Source organism: Pleurocapsa sp. FMAR1 (genome assembly GCF_963665995.1).
In the GTDB taxonomy this organism is placed as follows: domain Bacteria; phylum Cyanobacteriota; class Cyanobacteriia; order Cyanobacteriales; family Xenococcaceae; genus Waterburya.
Genome location: NZ_OY762512.1, coordinates 3531820 through 3556359 on the forward strand (window position 1 = coordinate 3531820; position 24540 = coordinate 3556359).

At 38.5% G+C, this 24540-nt stretch carries 20 protein-coding genes, 1 tRNA gene and 1 pseudogene; 11 read left to right on the plus strand and 11 right to left on the minus strand.

Annotation, left to right across the window (positions count from 1 at the left end):
• Positions 1-17: 17 nt before the first annotated feature.
• A pseudogene (locus SLP02_RS26765) lies at positions 18-739 on the minus strand (IS1 family transposase).
• A 666-nt stretch (positions 740-1405) separates the two neighbouring features.
• Entirely contained in the window at positions 1406-2488 is a 1083-nt protein-coding gene (gene psbA, locus SLP02_RS17160; protein WP_319420297.1) for a photosystem II q(b) protein, read from the minus strand.
• 140 nt (positions 2489-2628) lie between these two features.
• On the opposite strand from psbA, the gene cofG reads away from it, so the two are divergent.
• Together cofG and SLP02_RS17170 are read left to right on the plus strand one after the other, a co-directional pair.
• Positions 2629-3591: a 7,8-didemethyl-8-hydroxy-5-deazariboflavin synthase subunit CofG gene (cofG, locus tag SLP02_RS17165; RefSeq protein WP_319421963.1), complete on the plus strand. Its 963-nt coding sequence runs from the start codon at positions 2629-2631 to the stop codon at positions 3589-3591.
• 54 nt (positions 3592-3645) lie between these two features.
• Positions 3646-3717 (plus strand) — tRNA-Lys (locus SLP02_RS17170).
• Positions 3718-3863: 146 nt separating this feature from the next.
• Here SLP02_RS17170 and purB read toward each other — a convergent pair.
• Positions 3864-5159 (minus strand): adenylosuccinate lyase, encoded by a 1296-nt coding sequence (gene purB, locus SLP02_RS17175; protein WP_319421964.1) that lies wholly within the window; start codon positions 5157-5159, stop codon positions 3864-3866.
• A 781-nt stretch (positions 5160-5940) separates the two neighbouring features.
• Positions 5941-6924, minus strand: coding sequence for an alpha-ketoacid dehydrogenase subunit beta (locus tag SLP02_RS17180; RefSeq protein ID WP_319421965.1), 984 nt, complete (start codon positions 6922-6924; stop codon positions 5941-5943).
• Positions 6925-7052: 128 nt separating this feature from the next.
• Between SLP02_RS17180 and SLP02_RS17185 the strand changes: the two genes are divergently transcribed.
• Both SLP02_RS17185 and SLP02_RS17190 read left to right on the plus strand, forming a co-directional pair.
• Complete coding sequence (locus tag SLP02_RS17185) at positions 7053-8399, plus strand: TldD/PmbA family protein (RefSeq protein WP_319421966.1); 1347 nt, start codon at positions 7053-7055, stop codon at positions 8397-8399.
• Between the two features lie 8 nt (positions 8400-8407).
• A complete protein-coding gene (locus tag SLP02_RS17190; protein ID WP_319421967.1) occupies positions 8408-8884 on the plus strand; it encodes a cupin domain-containing protein in 477 nt (158 codons plus the stop codon).
• 214 nt (positions 8885-9098) lie between these two features.
• Here the strand turns inward: SLP02_RS17190 and SLP02_RS17195 are convergent, their stop codons facing one another.
• The 6 genes from SLP02_RS17195 to SLP02_RS17220 all read right to left on the minus strand — a co-directional run bounded on the left by SLP02_RS17195 (position 9099) and on the right by SLP02_RS17220 (position 15044).
• The gene (locus tag SLP02_RS17195; protein WP_319421968.1) at positions 9099-9632 is read right to left on the minus strand and encodes a Tic20 family protein; all 534 of its coding nucleotides are present in this window, start codon (positions 9630-9632) and stop codon (positions 9099-9101) included.
• Between the two features lie 38 nt (positions 9633-9670).
• Positions 9671-10660, minus strand: a complete 990-nt coding sequence (locus SLP02_RS17200; protein ID WP_319421969.1) for a glutathione S-transferase family protein — start codon at positions 10658-10660, stop codon at positions 9671-9673.
• 78 nt (positions 10661-10738) lie between these two features.
• Entirely contained in the window at positions 10739-11281 is a 543-nt protein-coding gene (gene rsmD / locus SLP02_RS17205; protein WP_319421970.1) for a 16S rRNA (guanine(966)-N(2))-methyltransferase RsmD, read from the minus strand.
• A gap of 62 nt (positions 11282-11343) precedes the next feature.
• Positions 11344-11841: a phosphohistidine phosphatase SixA gene (gene sixA, locus SLP02_RS17210; protein WP_319421971.1), complete on the minus strand. Its 498-nt coding sequence runs from the start codon at positions 11839-11841 to the stop codon at positions 11344-11346.
• Between the two features lie 110 nt (positions 11842-11951).
• Positions 11952-14189, minus strand: a complete 2238-nt coding sequence (locus tag SLP02_RS17215; RefSeq protein WP_319421972.1) for a Piwi domain-containing protein — start codon at positions 14187-14189, stop codon at positions 11952-11954.
• A gap of 45 nt (positions 14190-14234) precedes the next feature.
• On the minus strand, positions 14235-15044 hold the full coding sequence (locus tag SLP02_RS17220) for a PD-(D/E)XK nuclease family protein (RefSeq protein WP_319421973.1): 810 nt from the start codon (positions 15042-15044) through the stop codon (positions 14235-14237).
• Positions 15045-15246: 202 nt separating this feature from the next.
• Between SLP02_RS17220 and SLP02_RS17225 the strand changes: the two genes are divergently transcribed.
• The 3 genes from SLP02_RS17225 (at position 15247) to SLP02_RS17235 (ending at position 17514) form a co-directional block, all read left to right on the plus strand.
• Entirely contained in the window at positions 15247-15612 is a 366-nt protein-coding gene (locus tag SLP02_RS17225; RefSeq protein ID WP_319421974.1) for a helix-turn-helix domain-containing protein, read from the plus strand.
• Positions 15613-15617: 5 nt separating this feature from the next.
• Complete coding sequence (locus SLP02_RS17230; protein ID WP_319421975.1) at positions 15618-16280, plus strand: ImmA/IrrE family metallo-endopeptidase; 663 nt, start codon at positions 15618-15620, stop codon at positions 16278-16280.
• Positions 16281-16392: 112 nt separating this feature from the next.
• Positions 16393-17514: a glycosyltransferase family 4 protein gene (locus SLP02_RS17235; RefSeq protein WP_319421976.1), complete on the plus strand. Its 1122-nt coding sequence runs from the start codon at positions 16393-16395 to the stop codon at positions 17512-17514.
• Between the two features lie 126 nt (positions 17515-17640).
• On the opposite strand, the gene SLP02_RS17240 is transcribed toward SLP02_RS17235, so the two are convergent.
• On the minus strand, positions 17641-18039 hold the full coding sequence (locus SLP02_RS17240) for a response regulator (RefSeq protein WP_319421977.1): 399 nt from the start codon (positions 18037-18039) through the stop codon (positions 17641-17643).
• A gap of 320 nt (positions 18040-18359) precedes the next feature.
• On the opposite strand from SLP02_RS17240, the gene SLP02_RS17245 reads away from it, so the two are divergent.
• The 4 genes from SLP02_RS17245 to SLP02_RS17260 all read left to right on the plus strand — a co-directional run bounded on the left by SLP02_RS17245 (position 18360) and on the right by SLP02_RS17260 (position 24532).
• Positions 18360-20879 (plus strand): DNA gyrase/topoisomerase IV subunit A, encoded by a 2520-nt coding sequence (locus tag SLP02_RS17245; protein WP_319421978.1) that lies wholly within the window; start codon positions 18360-18362, stop codon positions 20877-20879.
• Between the two features lie 120 nt (positions 20880-20999).
• On the plus strand, positions 21000-21566 hold the full coding sequence (locus tag SLP02_RS17250; RefSeq protein WP_319421979.1) for a Uma2 family endonuclease: 567 nt from the start codon (positions 21000-21002) through the stop codon (positions 21564-21566).
• A 138-nt stretch (positions 21567-21704) separates the two neighbouring features.
• Positions 21705-22844, plus strand: a complete 1140-nt coding sequence (locus SLP02_RS17255) for a tetratricopeptide repeat protein (protein ID WP_319421980.1) — start codon at positions 21705-21707, stop codon at positions 22842-22844.
• A gap of 206 nt (positions 22845-23050) precedes the next feature.
• Positions 23051-24532, plus strand: coding sequence for a carotenoid oxygenase family protein (locus tag SLP02_RS17260; RefSeq protein WP_319421981.1), 1482 nt, complete (start codon positions 23051-23053; stop codon positions 24530-24532).
• Positions 24533-24540 lie beyond the last annotated feature (8 nt).

Here is a 24540-nt window from a genome sequence, read left to right on the forward strand (position 1 = left end):
CAAAGATGTTGAATTAATCAAATATTTTTGCCCAACTCATACTTATTAATATACAAACCAATCACTAAATCGTGCATCTGAGTAATCTTAGAAAAGCAGATTGTTTTTCTCTGTAATATGAGTAATTCTAGTCCTCAAAGTCAGATGCTTTCTTCTCGATCAAGATGACGCTTGTATGTCTTTAATTTGTCGGTGTAAAATTTGCTGATTCCAAATGGTTGAAGTAGCTTTTTCAACTTGAGAAACATTCGAGCTTGTATTCTTGCCAACACAAAAGCGTGCGTTTGTTCCTGTTTGGTGCTCAATCCCATGCCAAGGCCATCTTTGGTAAATTTTCTCGCCGACATAGCTTTCTATTTCATCCACTTCTACTTTTTGGATTATTACTGTCTATTTTTGTGCTTTTGCCTGCTTCAACCATTTAAGATTAACTTTTTCTAGTTTTGGCTCTTTTTCTTGGTGCCCGCATGTACGCGCACCGCTTTTTTAAGCTCTTTGATCACTGTATGAGTAGTAATTGAAAGGACTCTGGCAGTATTTCTAATTCCACTGCCATTAACTGCCATTTCCATAATCTTTGGTTTTACTTCAGGTTTATAGCCATGATTCGTACAATCAGCTATGAAAGTGCCACGAAGACATTATTAATTTTGGCAACGAAGCGCGTTGCTTTCCTTGACCTGTTTTTCCATTTCTTAGCACATCCGTAGTATTTACAACTAGGACAAGTCACCGCCATCTAAACCGTCATTCAACCAACATCCTCAATTAATATTTTAGGGAGCAACTACTTTTACATATCTATCTATAGTTGATCAACACTTTGACTACACTACCCCTCTTCTGAGGCAATGTTTTTGGCGATCGCCTAATTCTTTACGCAGCACTCGTGAAATTTGTTCTGCTGACCTTTAATCATAAGCAAAGTGGCAACTTCGGAAACGGAAGTTGCCACTACTGAAATTATAAACATTTAATTTGTTGATTAATGTTCTTTATCCAACTTTGCTTAAACTATAAATAGTTTGTCTTAAAGCAGATATATTATCTAAAAGTGCAGTATAAATATTAAATTGTAGCAATTGAAAATTTGTGAACACCTATTTTATGCAACTAGCATACAGTAATAACGACAGGTGTTTCCTTCTATCAATTATCAACATTAGCTCTAGTTTCTTCCAGTTCTTACCTCGTTAATTCTTACTGGCACAGGAATAGATTGAGTTTGAACGCTAGCAACCGCTATTAAACTTACTAGCAATAGACAGATTAAAAACATAATGATTATTCTCTTAGTTTAGTATTGGTTTGGGATCGAGATTGGAGTGATATCTTAATTAAAAAGCGTCTCTTGTAAATAACAGAGACGCTTTTTTCAAACCCTAAATCAGGGCTTATTTAATGTTTAACCGTTGATAGCAGGAGCAGTTAATGCTACAGGAGCAATATCGCCACTAGCAAGATCAAGCGGGAAGTTGTGAGCGTTACGTTCGTGCATTACTTCAAAACCTAGGTTGGCTCGGTTTAAGATGTCTGCCCAAGTGTTGACTACACGTCCTTGTGAATCCATTACCGACTGGTTGAAGTTGAATCCATTTAGGTTGAACGCCATGGTGGATATTCCCATTGCTGTTAACCAGATTCCAATCACTGGCCATGCTCCTAAGAAGAAGTGCAAAGCTCTGGAGTTGTTAAAGGACGCATATTGGAAGATTAGACGACCGAAGTAGCCGTGGGCTGCGACGATGTTGTATGTTTCTTCTTCTTGTCCGAATTTGTATCCGTAGTTTTGTGATTCGGTTTCGGTTGTTTCACGTACTAAGGACGATGTTACTAGTGAACCGTGCATGGCAGAGAATAATGCTCCACCGAATACTCCTGCTACTCCTAACATATGGAAGGGGTGCATCAGAATATTGTGTTCTGCTTGGAAGACCAACATGAAGTTGAATGTTCCAGAGATACCAAGAGGCATTCCATCACTGAAGCTTCCTTGTCCTAGTGGATAGATTAGAAATACTGCTGTGGCTGCTGATACTGGTGCTGAGTAGGCTACACATATCCAAGGACGCATTCCTAAACGGAATGATAGTTCCCACTGACGACCGAGGTATGAGAATACGCCGATTAGGAAGTGAAAGACAATCAGTTGGTATGGTCCACCGTTATACAGCCACTCGTCAAGTGAGGCTGCTTCCCAAATTGGGTAGAAGTGAAGTCCAATGGCGTTAGAACTAGGTACTACTGCACCAGAAATTATGTTGTTTCCGTATAGCAATGAACCTGCTACAGGCTCTCTGATACCATCGATGTCTACTGGTGGTGCTGCGACGAAGGCGATTAGGAAACAGGTTGTTGCTGCTAGGAGTGTAGGAATCATCAGGACGCCGAACCAACCGACATAAATGCGGTTGTTGGTGCTGGTGATCCACTGACAGAACCTTTCCCAGCTATTCTGGGTTTGGGTTTGTTGTAGAGTGGTTGTCATTTGTTTTATGATTGCTGTATTTATTTTTGAAGGTTTTTTTGAACCGACACTAATCAGTATAGGATACTTTTGAGTTTTGTAAACTATTTTAATAAAATATTATCTTATATAAAGAATAAGCTATCTTTATCTTTTATAATATGAAGTCTGAAATAACTTATAGTCCCGCATACACGGTAGTTCCCACATACGAGTGTTTTAATAGATGTAGTTACTGTAATTTTCGAGTTGACCTGGGGACAGAAGATTTTTTCTCTTTAGAAAATATTGCCAAACAGCTACGAAGCTTAGAGAAACATTTGGTAATAGAGATACTTGTTGTCAGCGGAGAAGTCCCTTTACTATCACAAAACAGAGCCACTTGGTTTGCCAAAATCTATAAAATATGTGAGTTGGCTTTAGCTATGGGTTTTTTGCCTCATACAAACGCTGGTATTTTAAGCTGGCAAGAAATGAAACAGTTGAGACTGGTTAATGTTTCTATGGGTTTAATGCTAGAACAGTTAAATCCTAAATTTATGCAAACTGTGCATCAGTATGCACCCAGCAAAGAGCCAGAATTACGTTTACAGCAGTTAGAATGGGCAGGAAAGCTCAAAATCCCTTTTACAACAGGATTGCTTTTAGGTATTGGCGAAACAAAGTTAGATATTGAAGAATCATTAAAAGCGATCGCCATATTACAAAATAAATGGGGACACATTCAAGAAGTAATATTGCAGCCTCACAGCATAGGTAGTCAGCAGCAGTCAGATATTCCCAGTTTTGAGTTAACTCATTTACCAGAGATTATTGCTCAAGCCAGGAAAATTCTCCCAGAAAGTATTTCTATTCAGATCCCACCTAATTTAGTACCAGATCCTGCTTTTTTACTGGAGTGTCTAGCAGCAGGAGCAACAGACTTAGGAGGAATTAGTCCCAAAGATGAAGTTAATCCAGACTATCCTCATCCTACTTATCAATCTTTATCAGAAATTCTACAGCCTGCTGGTTGGAATCTCAAACCTAGACTGCCAGTGTATCCTCAGTACTATTCTTGGCTATCTCCAAGCTTACAAAAAGCAATGTCAGCGAAAAAAAAAGCTTTGATTGCTCAAATTTGATAAACTCATGCTATGATTGAAATTCGTGGAAATAAGTGACGTTTATTTCTGCACGGGTCGCTAGCTCAATGGTAGAGTACTCGGCTTTTAACCGATTTGCTCTGGGTTCGAATCCCAGGCGACCCATTTTTAGAAAAGCTGCTCTTGTTATTGGGGTGTTTGTACTGTCACTTTTTAAGCGATCGCTATGTTTAGCGTACTAGCTCAATGTAGTTGGGTTAATCTATCTATAGGCGTTTGACCCCTAACCCAACTACAAAACCGAGGAAAAATTAAATTCCTAAACGTTGATAAATTTCATCTAGGTTTTTCAAGTGGTGATTCGGATCGAAACAGGCATCAATTTCCTCAGTAGATAGAGTTTTAGTTACTGTTTCGTCTTGAGAAATTAGTTTACGAAAATCGCCATCAATTTTGTTCCAAGCCTCATGAGCGCATCCTTGCACCAGACCATAGGCTGCTTCTCGGTTCATGCCTTTCTCTACCAGAGTTAGCATTACTCGTTGGCTAAAGATTACACCACCATAGACATTCATATTGCGCTTCATGTTTTCAGGATATACCAGCAGGTTTTTAATTAAGCCTGTGATTTCCTTGAGCATAAAGTGAGTCAGGATACAGCTATCGGGTAAGATAACTCGTTCTACGGAACTGTGAGAGATATCTCGTTCATGCCATAGAGCAACGTTTTCCAAGGCTGCTACGGCGTTACCACGGACAATACGCGCCATTCCTGTCAATCTTTCCGAACGAATGGGGTTGCGTTTGTGAGGCATAGCCGAAGAACCTTTTTGCTTTTTGGAGAAAAATTCTTCTACCTCTAAAACATCTGTACGCTGAAGGTTACGAATTTCTACGGCAAAGCGTTCAATAGATGCTGTTAAAAGAGCCAACTGCTGAACATAGTCGGCATGACGATCGCGAGAGATTACTTGAGTTGAGGCGCAATCTGGTTCTAAGCCTAACTTTTGGCAGGCGATCGCTTCTATTTTGGGATCGACATTGGCATAAGTACCTACCGCTCCAGAAATCTTACCGACGGCAATTTCTTTACGCAATCTTACCAGGCGATCGCGATTACGAAATACTTCAGCTAGCCATCCAGCCAGCTTAAAGCCAAAGGTAATTGGTTCAGCGTGAATTCCGTGAGATCTTCCTACCATTACCGTGTAGCGGTGTTGCTGTGCTTGATAGCGAATTGCCTGGGTCAATTCTTCCAATTTTTCTAAAATCAGGTTCAGACTAATAACCATCTGGAGAGCAAGTCCAGTATCCAAAACATCAGAACTGGTCAATCCTAAATGAATATATCTTCCTGCATCACCTACATATTCATTAACGTTAGTCAGAAAAGCAATAACGTCATGGCGAACTTCAGCCTCAATTTCTAATACGCGTTGCGGATCGAAGTTAGCTTTGGCTTTGATTTCATCAACGGCTGCTTGAGGAGTATAACCTAGTTCTGCTTGTGCCTCGCAGACTGCTATTTCTACCTGTAGCCATGTCTTGAGTTTATAGTTATCAGTCCAAATTTCGCCCATTTCGGGCAGGGTATAGCGTTCAATCACAGTCTGTTTAGCAGAATACAACTGTTAATTGTACAGCTATGAGTATGCAGATTATGGTTAATCTGTTATTTTTTAAAGCTGGCAACACAAAAAGACGTTATAGCAATCCTATTTCATTTGTGAACAGTTAATCTTGGTATCGGGAATAGGGAATAGGAAATAGGCAATAGGGAACAAAAATTTTATGATTTATTTAAGATTGCTATATGTATCATACAAACGTCTTTTCTTAAAATCTATTCTTTAGTTTTGAAATCCATTTTACTAATTGATACATACAATATATAAGTATTGTAATTGGAATTAAATAAGCTACAATCACAATAATAGTTATGCAAAAATATCCCCAAGAATCGCTTTGTTTTATATAAGAATTTAGCTCTTGTTCCAATTGAGTATTTCCATCACATTTGTATTCTTCAAATGAAAACCCGATACCAATATTAGGATAATCGACCTCAAGTATGTATTGATTTTGTTCTGCTATGTATTGGCTTTGTCGTATATTCTTGTAGACATAATATATGGGAATATTACAGTAATTGCCATAACAATGGCGATACTAACTAAAATTGCAATTATTTTTTCTCTTTGGTTCATATAAACTCAGTTTTTATAGATATTATATTCTCGATACTTAAATAGTTATAATTGCCTAAACTACTAATAGTTATTAATACTATTTTGATTAGTTTTTACCTCATAAATTTTAATAAATAAACATAAAAAAAGACGCTGTGTTAAACATCAACGCCTCTAAAACAAATTGATAACAAAATGATTAAATCCGATCTTCCATCATTTTTTGCACCGCTTCGGCAATTTGCGCGGGTTGCACTATAGTTAAACTTTCCAATTTGCCATTATAAGGAGTAGGAATGTCCTGAGAAGATAAACGCAATATGGGTGCATCTAATTCATCAAATAGCTGCTCGCTGATTAGTGCTACTAACTCAGCACCAATACCACCAGTTTTCATACATTCTTCGACAATGATTACTTTATGAGTTTTACGTACAGACTTGCTGATAGTTTCCATGTCAAAAGGCTTGAGAGAAATTAGATCGATAATTTCGGGGTCATAACCCTGTTTTTCAATCTCTTTGAGTGCTTGAGTACAGTGGTGACGCATTCTCGAATAGGTAAGAATAGTTACATCCTTTCCTTTACGTACCATTTCTGCTTTATCTAACGGTAAAATATACTCATCATCAGGCAGATCGTCTTTCAAGTTGTAGAGTAAGACGTGTTCAAAAAATAGTACAGGGTTGTCGTCTCGGATAGCTGCTTTTAGCAAACCTTTAGCATTATATGCTGTAGAGCAAGCAACAATTTTCAAGCCAGGGACAGCATGGAAATAAGCTTCTAGTCTTTGGGAGTGTTCTGCACCTAACTGTCTGCCTACACCACCAGGCCCCCGAATTACCATCGGAATTTTGAAGTTACCGCCAGAAGTGTATCTGAGCATTCCTGCATTATTGGCAATCTGGTTAAATGCCAAAAGCAAAAAGCCCATGTTCATCCCTTCAATTATGGGGCGTAAGCCAGTCATGGCAGCACCGATAGCCATTCCACAAAAGCTATTTTCAGCAATAGGAGTATCTAGTAAACGAAGATCGCCGTACTTTTTGTATAGATCTTTGGTGACTTTATATGAACCACCGTAATGTCCAACATCTTCACCTAAGACGAAGACAGTCTTATCTCTCGCCATTTCTTCGTCTGTCGCCTCTTTCAAAGCGTTAAACATTAAAGTTTCAGCCATAACAATATTTATCCTAAATAACCAAAAATTAATACTATCATTCCCAGATTGCTACTATGTAACTTTACATAGTTTAGGCTTTTACGGCAAAAGCTTCTAGCCTTTTACCTACTAATTGTTAGTTAAATATGACTTTAACCACTATTAATACATTTGTTACACAAAAAGAAGCTCTAGCTTTGATTGACTTTGCGATCGCCCAATCTCAAGCCGACGGTATTTTTGTTAGTCTTAGTGCAAGTGAAACCGCCCTAAGTCGCTTCTCCGAAAATCAAATTAGTCAAAACGTCCGCAAGAATACCTTTAGCCTCACCGTAACCAGCTATTTTGGTAAACGTAGTGCTTCGGCTTCGACTACAGAATTAGACCAAGATGCGATCGCCCTAACGGTAAAACGATCAGAAGACTTAGCTAGTATTGCTCCTGAAGATCCTGAATGGGTTGAATTATTACCAAAGCAAACTTATAGCGATCGCACTCCCGCATTCGATCGGGCTACAGCCACTTTATCGCCTTTGAGAAAAGGCGAAATTATTCAGCAGGTATGTTCTCTGAGTAAAGATGCAGGGGTTAACGGATCGGGAACGCTTAGTTTCCAAGTATCTTTAAATGCCATTGGTAATTCTGCTGGTTTGCGGGGTTGCGATCGCACTACCGAAGCCGACTTTAGCTTTACCGCCCGTATTGATAATGGTTCTAGCTGGAATCGCTGTACCGCGTGGAGTATTGAACAGTTACCAATTGTTGAATTGACCGAAAAAGTTATCGAAAGAGCGATCGCCTCGCGTAATTCTCAAGCTGTTGAACCAGGAGACTACACAGTTATTTTTGAGCCTTCCGCATTTGCGAGTCTTCTTCCTTGGGTAATTTGGAACTTGGATGCTCGTGCAGCAGATGAAGGGCGATCTTTTATGTCTCTCAGTGACGATTCGGGTAAGCCTATCGGTAATAAAGTTGGCGAACAGCTATTTAATCCTATTATCCAAGTTCAGCGCAATGCAGCCCATCCTCTCTTGCAGGGAGGCAGGTTTTTTGGCGGCGGTTTAAGTAACGAAAATTTGGATATTGTTAAAGATGGTATCCCCCAAACTCTAGCCTATAGTCGCTACTGGGCAAGAGAACAAGGTAAAGAACCAACTGGCTCAATGTATCCTCTGGTGATGACTGGTTCAGATAAAACTGTTGCAGACTTAATTGCCAGTACGGAACGAGGCATCTTTGTAAGTCGTGCTTGGTATGTGCGCTATGTCAACCCCCGCACCCTAGAAGTTACGGGTATGACTAGAGACGGTACTTTTTTAATCGAAAACGGCAAAATATCTCACCCTATAAAAAACCTCCGCTTTAATCAATGCTTACCCGAAATGCTGAAAAATGTAGTGGCATTAAGTCAAGCAAAACGCTGTGGCGGTAGCGTAATTCCTGGCTGCAAAGTAGAGAATTTTCACTTTAGCAGTATTACCGATAGTATTTAAGAGAAATTATGCGATACATCATACGTAAAAATGAGATAGAGAGCATGGAAGGTTTACCGAAGACTCATTATCTCAATCAGAATGCCAAAAGAACTAATAAGTCACTTGGGGACGTTGCTGGCTTGAGCAATTTAGGTTTTCACATTATTGAAGTGATGCCAGGACATGAATCGACAGAATATCACGCACATCATTTTGAAGACGAATGTGTATATGTTCTCTCTGGCAAAGCTACTGTAACTATTAACGAAATCGACTATGAGATAAGTGAAGGAGATTTTGTTGGCTATCCTGCTGGTGGTTTGCCACACACGATGAAAAATATAGGCTTAGAGGTTCTACGTTGCATAGTTACAGGTCAAAGGCTTACCCGTGATGTAGTTGATTATCCCAGACTTGGCAAAAGATTGTATCGTTATGGTCAGTCAAATGATCTAGTAAATACAAGCGGTATTTCCAACCCAAGTTTTGGCAGGAAGATTTGACATCAGGTAATGATACTAAATCCTGTTCGTATAGGTGAGTTATTGATTTGAGAGGTCAGAGGTCAGAGGTCAGAGGTCAGGAAGTTGATAACTAGCTTTGTCAATCGGATTTGGTATGAGTGTCTATCGCGTAGGTGCGTATTGCTATATATCTTCCAACAAAAAGCGATCGCAATATACTGCGATCACTACTCAATTGCAGAATTTCAACTAATCAACGAATTTGCGAAGAGGCAGCATCAGAAAGAAGAGGAAGTTCGGCATACTGTCCTTGAATTGAACGAAAAATACAAAAGAAACAGGCAACAACAGAACCCATAAAAATAGTGTTAGTTAAAGTTTCGCTAATCAGACTTTGCCCCCCAAAAGCAGGAATTAAAACTCCCATAATTAAGCTAAACAAAATCTGCAAAATATTGAGCAAAATAGCCTGCATAGCGTTAAAGCGCAGAAAATTGCTCACATTTTCATTTCTGACTACAGCAAACCATAGACCAAAGAAAATAAGCAAACTGGCAAAAGGTAGGCTATTGGTAATGCCATAAATAGCCACTAAAGGAGCAAAAAACTGATACAGCCAGGGAAACTGAGATAATAGAAGTATGCCAAAGGGCAAAGAATAAACTAGCGGGAATAAATAGATCAAAGCTCCAAGGCTACGGTCTTTTGTGTCTATTTCGGGAGTGTTCATAAATAATATCGTTGAGTATTGTGCTTGATAAATGACAATTGCAGTTATACTCTTCATTCTAAATCTACATTCAGCATTTCTCTAGATAAGCAAATTTAGCGTTGCCGATGATGAGGCTCTTGTAAATCACTAATATCTGGTCCAATGGGAATAATACCGCCTGGATTTAAAGGAAACAAATTACCATAATAATCTCGTTTGACGCTTTCTAAATCGCAGGTTTTGGCAACTCCTGGCAACTGATAAATATCTCGTAGATAAGCTCCTAAATAGTCGTAGTCGCGGATACGACGAAGATTGCATTTAAACAGCCCATAATAAACAATATCAAAACGAAACAAAGTAGTAAATAAGCGTATGTCTGCTAAAGTTAGGCGATCGCCACAAAGATAGCGGTTAGTTTTTAGAACAGCATCTATCTGATCGAGGGTGGCAAATAATTCTTGGCTTGCTTGTTCATAAGCCGATTGAGTTTGGGCAAAACCACAACGATAAACCCCATTATTAACGGTATGATAAATTTTCTCATTCCAGCTATCAATGGTAGTTTTTAGAGATTCTGGATAAAGTTCCAAGTCAGAACGATCGGCATATTGATTAAACTCTGAATTGAGTATGGCAATAATTTCAGCACTTTCATTATTAACAATGGTATTAGTTTGGTCATCCCATAAAATTGGCACGGTAGAACGCCCTTGATAGCCTAATTGCGATCGCTGATAAAGTTCAGGTACGGTATTGCAGCCCAATTCTGGCTGGGACAAAACCCAAATTCCTGCATCAGGTGAAGGATAAACAATCGACACGGCGATCGCATCTTCTAGCCTTTTCAAAGCCCTAGTAACTAAAGTACGATGCGCCCACGGGCAACCCATGCCAACATACAGACGATAACGATTAGCTTCAGGCTGATAAATATTATCTGGCTTGGTATTAATAAAATTTCTTAACTGGCTTTCGGGGCGAACATAAGCCCCAGACTTATTGCCCGGAGCAAGTTGAGACATCATAATTTGCCACATTGTTGTCCAGACAAACTTGCCAGATTTAACAATCAGTTTACCTGGAAGAGATTTATTTGCCATTAGCTGAGTTTCTCCATTCAAAAACGAGGGACGGTTTGATAACCTAAAATCAATTGATAAATGCTAAATGTTAAATGTTCATTGCTTAACCGCATAAAAACTTAAGGTGGTATTGCCATAAGATTTAGTACGATATATCTCTAAACCTGATACTTCTTTAGCTTGCCAGAATTTAGGGTTGTGTTCAACTGCGATCGCACCTTCGAGGGTAACTAATTCAAGAGTCGCGATCGCTTTTAAAACTGGCAGATATAAATAACTATGATCGTAGGGTGGATCGAAATATATCCAGTCAAACTGCTGTCCTTCTAGGCTATTAATTTTAACCAGTATGTCCCCTTTGATTACTTTATAAGACTGTTCTGGGGAGGCTAGTTGCTGCCAGTTTTGCTCAATGACGTTACAGGCTTTGCCGTACTGTTCAATCGCTACTACTTTGCTAGCACCGCGACAGAGGGCTTCAGCCCCCATCGAACCATTACCAGCACACAAGTCTAGCCAACGACTATCGGTAAGGCGATCGCGCCAAATATTAAATAAAGCTTCTCTTACCCTAGCTGAAGTGGGACGGGTTCTTTGTCCTGGAACTGTTTTTAGCTGTCGATTTCCATAAATTCTCATATTTTTAAAGCTAGCAGCTATTAGCCAAAAACTTCTAATTTTAAAAGGCTATCAATATTTTTTTAAGGTACCATCCACTTAGGAGAAGTAAGCAAAAATAGAGTGCTGCGAGAAATTGGTGTCCCAATGCCAGGCAACTTCAAGCCAACAATACCTGATTTTTTGACTATTATCTGACCTTTGACAGTACCCCAAATCAGCATTTCTGCCCAGTTACCCAAATCTGGCTGATGTCCCACTAAAGCTAGTTTTCCTTCAGGATGCTCGGCTTGCCATTGCTGTAGCCAGCTTAACCACTGCTCAATTCCGCCATGAGGTTTAAGAGGAGAAAAAGTATCCATTTTTTTCGATAAACCAACCTGTTGAAGAATTTCTGCGGTTTGATAAGCTCGTACTAAAGGACTAGCCAAAATTAGGTCAAACCTTAATTTAGTTGACAGCAGATGTTCTGCTACTTTCTTGGTCTTATAACGACCTTGCTCAACTAAGGGACGTTTTTCATCATCAGTATAAGTTCCTCGTTCAGCAGCGATACCATGACGAATTAGATAAACTTCCATATGATAAACAACCTCAGAGTTTTTAAAATATTTAATTTTTTATGATAATCACGCAAAAATCTGGCTCTATTACTGTTACTGTAGTAATTTTATTGAAGTAGCATAAAAAACTACAGCCAATACTGTATATCTCCTTCAAGTTCGCCAGGATAAATACCTTGTAAATTCCGATAAGCAATGCGATCTGCGCCAAACAACGGTACAGGTAAACGAGGATCTTTCAATGAGCCGTGATGTAGTAAGGTGAGCTTTAGAGTAATATCTACTATGGTTTCAATATCGGCAGATAGTCCCCCTTCTATAACTTTCAAACGTAGAGGTCGAGGAACACCCACTTTTTCACTAACTTCTGTCGTGACTAGAATTGCCTCACGAGAAGATAATTTCAATGCCAGACATCTTGTTGGTGCTTGTAGTTGAGAAATTTTTTCAATTTTATTGTTTCGCTGTATCTCTTGAATAGACAGGTCATATAAGCGTGGAATTTGTGATTTAGCACACTCGACTAGAATAAAGCGAGAGCCAATTGCTTTACCCCATGCAGTAATTGTTTCTACTTCCTTACCCCGAAACACACCATCTCGATAAATTAATATTGTTTTGTTTTTTAATTTTTCCGACGATAAAAAGTCTTGCAATATCTTGGCAGGTATTTCTTCACCTTCTGTTGCCGAGTCACTAGCTATTTGATACTTAATAAATTCTCCCTGCTTGCCATATAAACGAACACAAGCACAGGCATTTATACTTCCCTGACCATTTTTCTTAGGTCTTCTGGAGATATCTAAGCCAATGAAATAATCAGCAATCGGCAAGGGTTCTGCTAAGACAAACGGTAGATTACCCAGTTTAGCTAGAATGCCAGGAACAACTTGATTAAAAATATGTTTGAGTTGCCCTCTCATCGTCTTCTCGTAGATTATCTGACTGGCAATCTTGCGACGTAGTAAACGGCTATAAACCCAAGCATAGATACTTTCTCCATCACTATCATCCTTTCCGCGATCGCTTTCTGGTAAAAACACTAAAACTAGATCGGGTGGTACTACAACTACTTCATCAATTAGAGTTAGTACTTTAGCTCTCGCTTCTGCTTCAGATAGTCCCTCTAAAGATGCCGATTTAATGTTTTCAAGAGTTAAATGTAGTCCGAATTTATATTGTTTTAGCTGTTGCTCCAATCCATCATAAAAAGGCTTGTCTGGTAACGACATAAAATTAAGTATTGCCAAACGTATTGGTCTATTTGTATCCTCAAAGTTTTTATGTCGAGAATAAACGCCTCCTTGAGATAGTCCTCCTAATGTTTTACCTTTTGGACATTTAACATTGTTACCAAATAGCATCAGAGTATCTTCTAATTTTGTCTCAGGAGTCCAAAACAGATCGGAATAGGTTTTGCTATTAATACACCGAGAGGCAATTTTCAAGTCATAACCAGCTAATATTTGATCTGCTTCTTGCTTATATTGAGATAGCAATTTTTGTCTTTCTTGATATCTTATTTTTGTGTGTCCTAACAAAGTGCCATATTCAATATTAAATCTCTTCGCAGTGTAAGACGTAACACATGGACGTAAAGCAGCCAAGGCATAATCATAAAGATGAGAATTTTTACCAAACTGGATGCTAACGACGGGTTGATCATCTGGTGCTATCTGTAATTGTTCTTTGCTAACCGAACCAGATGCCTGTTTTAATAATTTCTCTCTCTGTTCTTTTATTGTTCCGTTAAGCTCGATAATGGTTGCACTACTGCCACTATCTATATCTCTTACTAACAAGCCAGTTAGCAGTTTTTCTGGCTCGTTGCGCTCAGGATGGTTATTAAAAAAATGCTCTAAAGTTTCTCTATATAAAAAAGTGGTTTTGGAAGTTAAACTAATTGCCGATGTTATTTCATTGTTTATTTCAATAGTTTCAGACCAGAATTTACATTCTCTTTTGACTTGTACTTTATCTCTATTAAAAACCACTTCCGAACTGAAACGACAGTTAATCTGCAAAATACGTATTGCTAATTGAGCAATAACTGATGCCGTAACTTTAGGTTCTTCTACCCACTGAATAAAGTAAGTACGATCTCCCAATTTGTCTTGGAGCTTTTCTTGGATGTATTCTGAAGCTATTTTCCAGTCTTCTCTTGAAGGTATTTCTATATTAGATTGACCCAATACCCAGAAAGATCCTTTATCCCAAATAACAACAACATCAGGAAATTGTTTACTAAAGTGCCAGCCTATACTATTCCCCAATTCTCGACTAATTTTGGGACTGAAGCGAAAACTTTTTATATTTAATAAGGAATAAGTCAGAGGAAAAATTTCACTGAGATGAGTATTAGACATTAGTAACCTCAAAATTCGTTGATATTTAGTTGGCTTCAAATTTGCTTATAATGCAGCGTATTCACACACAGAATTGAAAGCACAGTATTTGCAGGAAAAGCCAGGGTTAGCAGGAAAGATGCGATCAAATAAATCAGGATTACGTTTATAGCGTTGTAAGTCCTGTTGCAGTTTCTTTGCTACTGAAGATAGTTCGATATACATTGATTTAATAGCTTGAGGAGAAGCGGAGCGAGGCTCTGAAGCAACTTGTTTTTCCAAATTGTAAAATGAGGCGATCGCTTTATGATTCGGATAAAGATGCTTGGCTGCTAGCAGATACACATAAGCTTGACGTAAATCGAAATCGCTTTTACCAGTTTTAAAATCCAAGATATGAATAGTGTTATCTGGTTCTAGCAAAACACAGTCAAAAGCTGCATACAAAGCAAAAGTCAAATTACCGTATTTAATTGGTATTGGTTTGGGATAAGATCCATCTCCTCTAGAGAGTTCTGCAACATTTCTATCGAGCAAAATTGGTTTTTGATAGTAGTTGTCTAAAATTGATTCAACTCTTTCTCTAACTTCGTCTGATTCTTGAGATAATCTCAACATCTCAGCAACTTTCCGTACCCCATCAGGTTCAGAGAGTAACTGAATATTTTGATGAAATTCGTAAACTCCTCTTTGCGCTAAATGACCAATTTTTTGAGCAGTATTGTCTACATTTACTAACTCTTTAATCAGAGGCTCTTTTTTTCTGGCTCTGCTGTAGCCTCGCTTGCGATCGCAATGCCAGTGTTCCTTTCCTATTGGGGGTGAAATTTGTGACCAGCTAGTATAGCTAACGTTGTATCTCCAATACTTACCCATAGATAAATTTTACTTTGCTAAACGTTGGACAAAATGTGTCAAAACTATAGCTTGATTGAGTTAATCGTGATTTATTCACACTAATTTATTTAATAATTGTTGGTTTGACTAAAACAATCAACATAACCGATCAAAAGATAGCATTAGTTGACTAAATTAATCAACATCTTCTACTATTCTTTTAAGAAGCGTAATAAAAATAGTGAGTAGCAAAACTTTCGGCAAGTTAATTCGACAAGCTCGTAAAGACCAAGAATACAGTCAAAGAGAATTGGCAAAATTAATTGGCGTTAATTTTACCTATCTCTCTAAACTGGAAAACGACCATGCAGATTATCCTCCAAGTTCAGGGGTCATTCAATCATTAGCCAAGCATTTAGATCTTGACAAGACAGAATTAACTTATCTTGCAGGGAGAATTAATCCTGAAGACACGGAAATTTTTCAAGACTTATTCAAACAATACAAAGAAAATATGCCCGTATTGCTTCGTCGTTTGCGAGATAACCCTGAATTTGCCAAGAAAGTTTTCTCAGAAGTAGATCGAGACAAAACAGAGGAAGAATAAGACAATTGAACGTAATCAAACCTTTTCGTTTTCATTCCAAAGCTGAACTAGAGACTATAGCTGCCAAACTTCGCTCACAAGTTGAACAAAGTCGTCGTCGCCGTTTGAACGCTGATTCTGTAGCTGAAGGAATAGCCGATTACTTGGACTTATGTATTGTTAGAAAAAGTATTCCTGCTGACCGACAGGGCAAAATTGCTGCCATGATTATTCCAGTAAAAAAACTTGTTTATATCAATGAAGATATTTCAGCGTTAGAAGGTGGATTTGGACAATCTACTATTGCTCATGAAATTGGGCATTGGATATTGCATATAGATAAACAAGCAGTAGGAGAATATATTGATCGCCAAGAAAAGGGTCTTGAAATAGAAGTTCAACCTTTCTTATGCCGTAGTCAACAATCTGCTAAAAACATAGAATGGCAAGCTGAGTACTTTGCGGGTTGTTTATTAATGCCTGAGTATAAGTTGATCGAGGCAAAACAAGGACGCGATTTGACTAACTGGAAACATTTATATGCGATCGCCGATGAATTTGGTGTAACAATATCTAATCTTCTTTGTCGTCTTAAATCTCTAGGCTGGATTGTCAAGAACAATAATTCAAAGCAAATTTATCTAGGTAAAAAAATACCTTCTTTGGAAGTGCGACGAGAAAGACATTAAATCGAATAAATAATTAATCTGCTTGGTACATTACATCTCTAGCACCACTAAACTAATTATCAAAAATATGCTTTGCTAGATGCTGGTGCTATTAAGATTAGGTTGAAGTTGAATGTCTACACTGCCAAAAATCGCCATCAACGGGACTTATATTCAAAAACAGGCTAGCGGTTTGGGAGTATTTACCAATAATTTAATTTCTGAGTTGATGAATTTTGACGAGTTTGATTATGCTCTTTATTCGCACTCTGATTTATTTCAGACTAAATACCCAGACAAGTCTATTACTGTGGCAGATACTTTATCTCCTGACTGCGGTTTTCCTGGACATATCAAGCGTCTTTGGTGGTATCAAACTAAGTTACGCCAGCAGCTAACTAAACAAAATGCAGCCTTGTTTTATTCTCCCGTGATCGAGGGAATGCTGTTTCCTGTTGTTCCTCAGATAGTTACCGTTCATGATTTGATCCCCCTCAAATACCCTGAATTGAGTCCTAAATGGCAATATTATTATCGCTATGTTGTACCTTTCATTCTTAAGCGATCGCAAAAAATTATTTGTATTTCTCAACACACAAAAAAAGACCTAATTGAGAATTATCAGCTAAATCCAGAATCAATAGAGGTGGTTTATCTGGGGTTTGACCGAGAATTATTTTCTCCCAAACCAAATCCAGACATTCTCCAAAAATATAGCTTGGATAAATATTTTCTCTATGTGGGAGATATGCGATTTTACAAAAACCTTGGTCGTTGCTTAGAGGCTTTTGATCGCTTACCTTGCAAAGATTGTCAATTTGTCATTACTGGTCAAAAAGATGACTTTTTTTATCCCGAAATTAAGCGTCAAACTGAACTATTATCAGCCAAAGATAGAATTATCTTTTTAGACTATGTACCCGCCGCTGATTTACCTGGCTTGTATTCGATGGCGCAATGCTTAGTATTCGCCTCTCTTTACGAAGGGTTTGGTTTGCCAGTATTAGAAGCAATGGCTTGTGGTTGTCCTGTAATTGCAAGCGATAGCACCTCTATCCCAGAGGTTGGAGGAGATAGCGTGCTGTATGTCGATCCCTATGATGTAGAAAATATTACTCAGGGAATGAATGATATTTTAACTAACCCTAATCTTCGTCACAATCTCAGCCACAAAGGATTAGAACGTGCTAAGTCATTTAGTTGGGACAAGACAGCTAAAGATGTGCAGCAGATATTTAGAGAATGTCTTCTTTAGGAATGAATTATTTTACAGAAATGAGGGATTAAGGAATTAAAAGTTGAATTTGGTTTTTTAGAACTAGTGTACTAAAATACTTTCATCTATCAACAATTAATAGGCAACTAATTGCAAATTTTTCGATTATGTCTTATTGATTAAAGAAACGATCTGTTGAATAAATGCTTCATGGTCAACTACTGGTTTAGAGATGTAGCCATCTGCACCACTTTGATTGAGAAAATTTTCGCGATCGCCTTCCATAGCGTGAGCAGTCACCAAGATCACTGGTAAATTTGAGGTTGCGGGATCTGCCTTTAACATTTGGGTGATTTCAATTCCATCTACTGGTTTTCCCTGATAAATACTATTAGCAAGAGCTACATCCATCAAAATGGCATCAATATCGCCAGATTGAGCAAATTGTAGGACTTCTTCGACAATTTCTGTCCCTTTGACCTGCAAATTGCCTTTTTTTGTTAGTATCTTGGAAAAAACCCGCAAATTGATGGGGTCATCTTCTACAATCAAAACCGTTGTCATGGATGTTACTCAGAAAAGTTTTATAGGATTAAAAAAAACTTGATGTTAAAAATGAGGAGCGATCGCCTAAAAGGTAAGATAGTTGGCTCAACGGGAACAAAGGGATTAGCCGCACGTACTCCCCTTCGGATTCAGCATCGGAAATAAAAGTTACTTAGATTACAGTTACTTATCTGTATTGTGGCTTAAAAAAGTCAGATAGAAAAGTTTAATACCCGTAAGGCTTAACATACGTTATGTTTTTATACTCTCAGCATTTATTTTCCCAAGTCTCGATTATCTTTTTGGCATATTTCCTTTAACTCTTGGAGATCTTTTGAATGGCACAGCAGCTTAACTTACTAGGAAGTGGTCAAATCATTCCTACTCCTCTTCACCAAGAAATGGAGAGATCGTATCTCGAATACGCCATGAGCGTCATTGTCGGCAGAGCCTTACCTGACGTGAGAGATGGACTAAAACCCGTACATAGGCGCATTCTGTATGCGATGTATGAGTTGGGATTAACTCCAGACCGTCCCTTTCGTAAGTGCGCTCGCGTGGTGGGAGATGTTTTGGGAAAATATCATCCCCACGGCGATCAGTCGGTTTATGATGCCTTGGTGCGTTTGGTACAAAGCTTTTCTACTCGTTATCCTCTGCTAGATGGTCATGGTAACTTTGGCTCAGTGGATAATGATCCGCCTGCTGCCATGCGCTACACCGAAACCAGACTTGCGCCTGTGGCTTTTGAGGCAATGCTGACCGAGATTGGCGAAGCTACGGTTAACTTTAGCAATAACTTTGACAATTCCCAAACCGAACCTGTCGTTTTACCTGTTCAACTACCAATTTTACTTCTCAATGGTTGCTCAGGTATTGCGGTAGGGATGGCGACTAATATTCCTCCTCATAACCTGGGAGAAATAGTCGATGGTTTGATTGCTTTAATCGATCGCCCGACTATAACTGACGAAAAGCTTTGGGAGTTAATACCTGGTCCTGATTTCCCCACAGGAGGAGAAATTGTTGAAGTCCAAGGGATTCAGGATGCTTATCGCACAGGTAGAGGCATCATTAAGATGCGGGGAATTGCTCAAATTGAAAAGATAGCTACAGGCAAGAAACGGCGTAGAGAAAAGAAAGCTCTGGTAATTACAGAGTTGCCCTATCAGGTAAATAAAGCAGGCTGGATCGAAAAAGTTGCCGATCTGGTTAACCAGGGAAGAATTGAGGGGATTTCTGATATTCGCGATGAAAGCGATCGCAGTGGAATGCGAGTAGTCATTGAAATCAAAAAAGATATTACCGCCCCCAAAGTTCTGCATCAACTTTATCGCCAAACGGCTTTGCAGAGCAATTTTGGGACAATTATGCTGGCATTGGTGGATAATAAGCCAATTCAGCTACCTTTACGCAGTGTTTTAGAGGAGTTCTTGAAATTTCGCGAACAGACTCTGAGAAGACAGTATGGACACGAATTAGAAGAGGCTGAACAACGGCTGCATTTGGTAGAGGGTTTATTACTAGCTTTAAACCAGATTGATGCGGTAATTGAGATTCTACGTCACGCTCCTGACGGCACGACAGCGAAAATACGTCTCCAGGAAGAGTTAGACCTTTCTCCAACCCAAGGAGATTCAATTTTAGCAATGCCCATGCGTCGTCTGACAGGTTTAGAAAAACAAAAGCTAGAAACTGAACTAGAAGATTTACAAGAGCGTATTGGCAATTTAAATACGGTACTAGGCGATCGCAATGAGTTGATGAAGTCGCTTAAAAAGGAATTACGTTCTCTCAAGCGAAAGTTTAGCGATGAACGTCGTACCCGCATTGTAAACGTAGCTGTCAATGAAGAAGTTAAGCCAGCAGCTACTCCCAAAAAAACTACCGAAAAGAAAAAGACAACCAAAGATCCTGCTTTAAGCGTATCTCCTACCCTGACTTTTGAACGCTCTGTCAAAGCAAAACTGAAGGTAACTAATTCTGGGTGTATCTATTGGGAAAATCCGACCAAAGATAGCGAAGCAAGTATTTTTAAGCAAGATGAAGATTTTATTTTGTATGAAGAACCAATTGGCGATCGCGATAAGTTAATCGTAGTTACCGATAGTGGCAAAATATATCCTGTCCCTACAGGCGAAATTCCGTCTAGTTTGGAAACTACCGAATTACCCGCAGTCGAACTGCTTTCCTCCGCAGCCCAAAGAGATGCTAAGCATACGGTAGCTCATTTTTTCTTGCCCGAAAAACACAATAATCTCGATTTAGTATTACTAACGGAAACCGGGATAATCAAACGCTTGGATGCCAGTGAATTGGATGCTTTGGGCAATCGGGGCTTAGTCTTAGTCAAGCTGAAAGAAAAAGATATTCTCAAATATTTCTTTTTTACCGAAGCAGAACAAGAGGTTGTGATTGCCACTACAGGAGGCCGTATTTTACGGTTACCCGTTGACGATGTGCAAATTCCCATTATGGGACGAAATGCTCAGGGAAATCGGGTGATGCGTCTCAGACTCAAAGAAAGCTTGGCTGGTTCTTGTGCGGTTAGATCTAACGATCAAATCGCCGTAATTTCTCAGCTAGGATTTGGTAAACGCATTCAGATTAATACTCTTAGGTTAGGTAATCGCGGCGATATTGGAACTCAGGCAATTCAATTTACGACCAAAGAGGATATGCTAGCAGGGATTATCTCCACTAAAGGCAGGAAAAATATTACCTTGACCACCAATATTAATCGCCGATTAGTTTTACCTGTTAATAGTCTCAAACTAGCTGATAAAAGTAGTACGGGAGAAAAAATTGGCAAACTGAAAGCAGATGAAATTATCACGGGGATTTATCCGTATGTTTAGAACAACAGTTTTGTAGGGTGGGCAAATACTAGAAATTAGATAGTAGTATTCAATAAAATAATTTTTGCCCACCGATTTAAGGTTTTTTATTAAAAAAATATTTATGCAAGAGGTTTATTGATGACATTACTTCGGTCGAATCCAATACCCACCCTGGAGGAGTTTTTAAATTTACCAGAAACTAAACCAGCAAGTGAATATATTGATGGAAAAATTTATCAAAAACCGATGCCCCAGGGAAAACATAGCCGATTACAAACTTGCTTATCTACTTCTATTAATCAAGCAGGAGAACCTCAAAAGTTAGCATTAGCATTAACAGAGTTGCGCTGTACTTTTGCTGGTCGGTCTATAGTTCCAGACATAGCTGTGTTTGAATGGCAAAAAATTCCTGTAGATGAAAAGGGTCGGATTGCTAATAGATTTGAAATAGCCCCCGATTGGATAATTGAAATTCTTTCCCTCGAACAATCGGCAAACCAAGTTATCCGCAAAATTATATTTTCTCTTAAAAATGGCTCAAAATTAGGCTATCTCATCGATCCTGATGATGAATCAATTACAGTTTTTCAACCAAACCAATTGCCAGATGTAAAGGAAAAGCAAGATATGCTACCTGTTTTAGATGTTCTACAAAACTGGCAAACAAAAGTTGAAGATGTATTTAGCTGGTTGAATTTTGTGTAATTTAACTCTTAAAATTTCTTTTATTAATTAAATATAACTACTTACAAATTATGAATCAAGTTATCGGTAGAACAGCTACCTTTAAAGGAATAAGTGAATAGCTCGAAGATAGTATTTATAGCTTTGTTGTTGGGAATTTTGAATATTTTTTCGGTTCAAGAAAGAATGTTGGCTCAACAACAAACTAATCCTTTAGAAGTGAAAATTAATCCTAATGATCCTTTAATTCCTGCTGGTTATGGTCAGCGAGAATTGACTTCCTTTGAAAAATATCGAATTAAAGAAGCCATAGCCAAACTCGATCAAACTGCAAAAGCAGAATTGTCACAAGGCAATGGGAATAAAGCTTTTAAACTTTGGTATCGCCAGCTAAAATTAGCTCGTGCAGTCGATTCAAAGACAGAAATCAAAGCATTGGGAGATGTAGGCGCGATCGCCTGGCAAGAAACTCGTGGCACTGATGTACGTAATATTGCTGAACGTTTAATTGCTATTCAAGAGGAATTAACTACAGAAAAATTATTATCTCCTAGTCTATTAGATAATTTTGCTACTGCTTATCAACAGGTGCGATATATAGATCAAGAAATAGCTATTTACCAGCAAATTTTAACTAATAGTAGAAAGGCAGATAATTTAGTTGCTGAACAAAATAACTTAAAGACATTAGGTAAATTATATTTAGCGAGATTTGATTATCTTAATGCTGCTGATGTTTACCAAGAATTATTAGTCTTAGCCGATCAAGGATCTAAACCTACTCAGAAAGTTGATTTTTATTTGAATACTTTAATGTATATCTATGATCGCACTGAGCAAGCAAATAAAGCGATCGCCATTAAAGAACGTCTGATTAAACAATATACTGCTGCTCAAAAACTTGATAAAATACCTGCTTTGACAATGGCGATCGCCGATGACTATAAAACCTTAAAAAAACGAGATAAGGCAATAAATGCTTACGAGCGGGCATTTGAAACGGCATCTAAACTTCAGCAGTTTGCCATAGCTAATGATGCTTTAACAAAATTGGCACAGACATACCAACAAAGCAAAAATACAGATAAGGCGATCGCAACTTATACTAAATTACTTAAAGTTCAACAACAAACCTACAGTTACTATGGCTTAATTAATACTTACGATACTTTAGGTAAAATATATCTTCAGTTAAATCAAAAATCTCAAGCTAAACAATATTTTCAACAAGGTTTAGAGTTGGCGAAATCTCTAAACTATAAGATCAAATATTTTGATAATCGAGTTAAACTATTATAGTTAGACCTCTTTTGTAACCCTTTAATTATAAGAATTAAAAAGCAATTATAAGGGTTTATGACTTAATCAATTCGTGATATATAACTAAAACTTTTTCCTAAGCGCGAATAATAGCAACATGGAGCAAACAGCGATCGCCTTAGATTTTATGTTGCCAGATTAAAACTTAGCTAAAATATTTGTGACTAGCCAGAAATAACCATACAATGACCAACACCATTCCCCAAACAGCCAATAGTCCATACAACACCGAAGAATGGAAACGGGGTTACGACTCTCAGCCAAATGAATATGAGTATGAAATTACCGATGTAGAAGGCAATATTCCCCCAGACTTGATGGGAACACTGTTTCGCAATGGACCTGGATTATTAGACATTGGTGGTTCGGCGATTCATCATCCTTTTGATGGAGACGGAATGATCAGCGCCTTCTCTTTCAAAGATGGAAAGGTATATTATCGTAACCGTTTTATCAGAACTGAAGCTTATGTAAAGGAACAAGAAGCAGGTAAAATTCTTTATCGAGGTGTGTTTGGCACACCAAAACCTGGAGGATTTTTTAATAATCTCTTCGACATTAAGTTAAAAAATATTGCCAACACTGGAGTAATTTACTGGGGTGGTAAACTTCTTGCTCTTTGGGAAGCAGCAGAACCTCACCGCCTAAATCCAAAAACCTTAGAAACTATAGGATTAGAATATCTGGATGGTGTGCTAGAACCAGGAGATGCTTTTGCGGCACATCCTTGGGTAGATCCTAGCTGCGATTTAGATGACGGCGCACCCTGTTTGGTCAATTTTCGAGTCGATCCAGGGCTTTCTAGTAAGATTACTTTGTTTGAATTTGCTCCTAGCGGGAAGCTATTACGTCGTCATTCCCATAGCATTGCAGGCTTCTCTTTTATTCACGACTTTATGATCACGCCCCAGTATGCCATCTTTTTCCAAAACCCTGTCAGCTTTAATCCTCTGCCCTTCCTATTAGGAATGCGTGGTGCAGGAGAATGTGTTCAGTTTCAGCCAGATAAGCCAACTAACGTCATTTTGATTGCTCGCGATCCTAGTAATAAAGAAGTTAAAACCTTTAGCGTTGAATCTGGTTTTGTTTTCCATCACGCCAATGCTTTTGAACAAGACAGCAAAGTTTATGTTGATTCTATTACCTATCAAACCTTGCCTCAGGTACAGCCCAATTCTGACTATAAAGCAGTAGACTTTGAGGGTTTAGATCCAGGACAGCTATGGCGATTTACCTTAAACCTAGAAGACGGTTCGGTTGAGCGTCAGATGTTAGAAAGTCGCTGTTGCGAATTTCCTACCCACAACCCAGATAAGGTTGGTCGAAACTATCAGTATTTGTATATTGGTGCTGCACCTAGCGATACAGGGCGTAATGCACCCCTACAGGCAATTCTTAAGTTGGATTTACATACAAAAGAGCGTCAGCTACATTCTTTTGCTCCTAGTGGTTTTGTCAGTGAACCAATTTTTGTGCCTAAACCCAATGCCGAAAAGGAAGATGCTGGCTGGGTATTAACTTTAGTTTATGACGGCAGCAAACACCGTTCGACTTTGGCAATTTTAGATGGAGAAAATTTAGCACAAGAGCCTGTGGCATTATTACACCTTAAACATCATGTTCCTTATGGTTTACATGGTAGCTGGTGTGATGAAGTGTTTATTTAGGTGAAAAC

Bases quoted from the DNA above. Each gene is read 5' to 3' on its own strand.
- rsmD (WP_319421970.1), bottom strand. From the start codon at position 11,281: ATGAGAATTTATGGAAATCGACAGCTAAAAACAGTTCCAGGACAAAGA.
- SLP02_RS17240 (WP_319421977.1), bottom strand. From the start codon at position 18,039: ATGACAACGGTTTTGATTGTAGAAGATGACCCCATCAATTTGCGGGTT.
- SLP02_RS17180 (WP_319421965.1), bottom strand. From the start codon at position 6,924: ATGGCTGAAACTTTAATGTTTAACGCTTTGAAAGAGGCGACAGACGAA.
- SLP02_RS17245 (WP_319421978.1), top strand. From the start codon at position 18,360: ATGGCACAGCAGCTTAACTTACTAGGAAGTGGTCAAATCATTCCTACT.
- SLP02_RS17215 (WP_319421972.1), bottom strand. From the start codon at position 14,189: ATGTCTAATACTCATCTCAGTGAAATTTTTCCTCTGACTTATTCCTTA.
- cofG (WP_319421963.1), top strand. From the start codon at position 2,629: ATGAAGTCTGAAATAACTTATAGTCCCGCATACACGGTAGTTCCCACA.
- sixA (WP_319421971.1), bottom strand. From the start codon at position 11,841: ATGGAAGTTTATCTAATTCGTCATGGTATCGCTGCTGAACGAGGAACT.
- SLP02_RS17260 (WP_319421981.1), top strand. From the start codon at position 23,051: ATGACCAACACCATTCCCCAAACAGCCAATAGTCCATACAACACCGAA.
- psbA (WP_319420297.1), bottom strand. From the start codon at position 2,488: ATGACAACCACTCTACAACAAACCCAAACCCAGAATAGCTGGGAAAGG.
- SLP02_RS17185 (WP_319421966.1), top strand. From the start codon at position 7,053: ATGACTTTAACCACTATTAATACATTTGTTACACAAAAAGAAGCTCTA.
- SLP02_RS17190 (WP_319421967.1), top strand. From the start codon at position 8,408: ATGCGATACATCATACGTAAAAATGAGATAGAGAGCATGGAAGGTTTA.
- SLP02_RS17220 (WP_319421973.1), bottom strand. From the start codon at position 15,044: ATGGGTAAGTATTGGAGATACAACGTTAGCTATACTAGCTGGTCACAA.
- SLP02_RS17200 (WP_319421969.1), bottom strand. From the start codon at position 10,660: ATGGCAAATAAATCTCTTCCAGGTAAACTGATTGTTAAATCTGGCAAG.
- SLP02_RS17195 (WP_319421968.1), bottom strand. From the start codon at position 9,632: ATGAAGAGTATAACTGCAATTGTCATTTATCAAGCACAATACTCAACG.
- SLP02_RS17250 (WP_319421979.1), top strand. From the start codon at position 21,000: ATGACATTACTTCGGTCGAATCCAATACCCACCCTGGAGGAGTTTTTA.
- SLP02_RS17235 (WP_319421976.1), top strand. From the start codon at position 16,393: ATGTCTACACTGCCAAAAATCGCCATCAACGGGACTTATATTCAAAAA.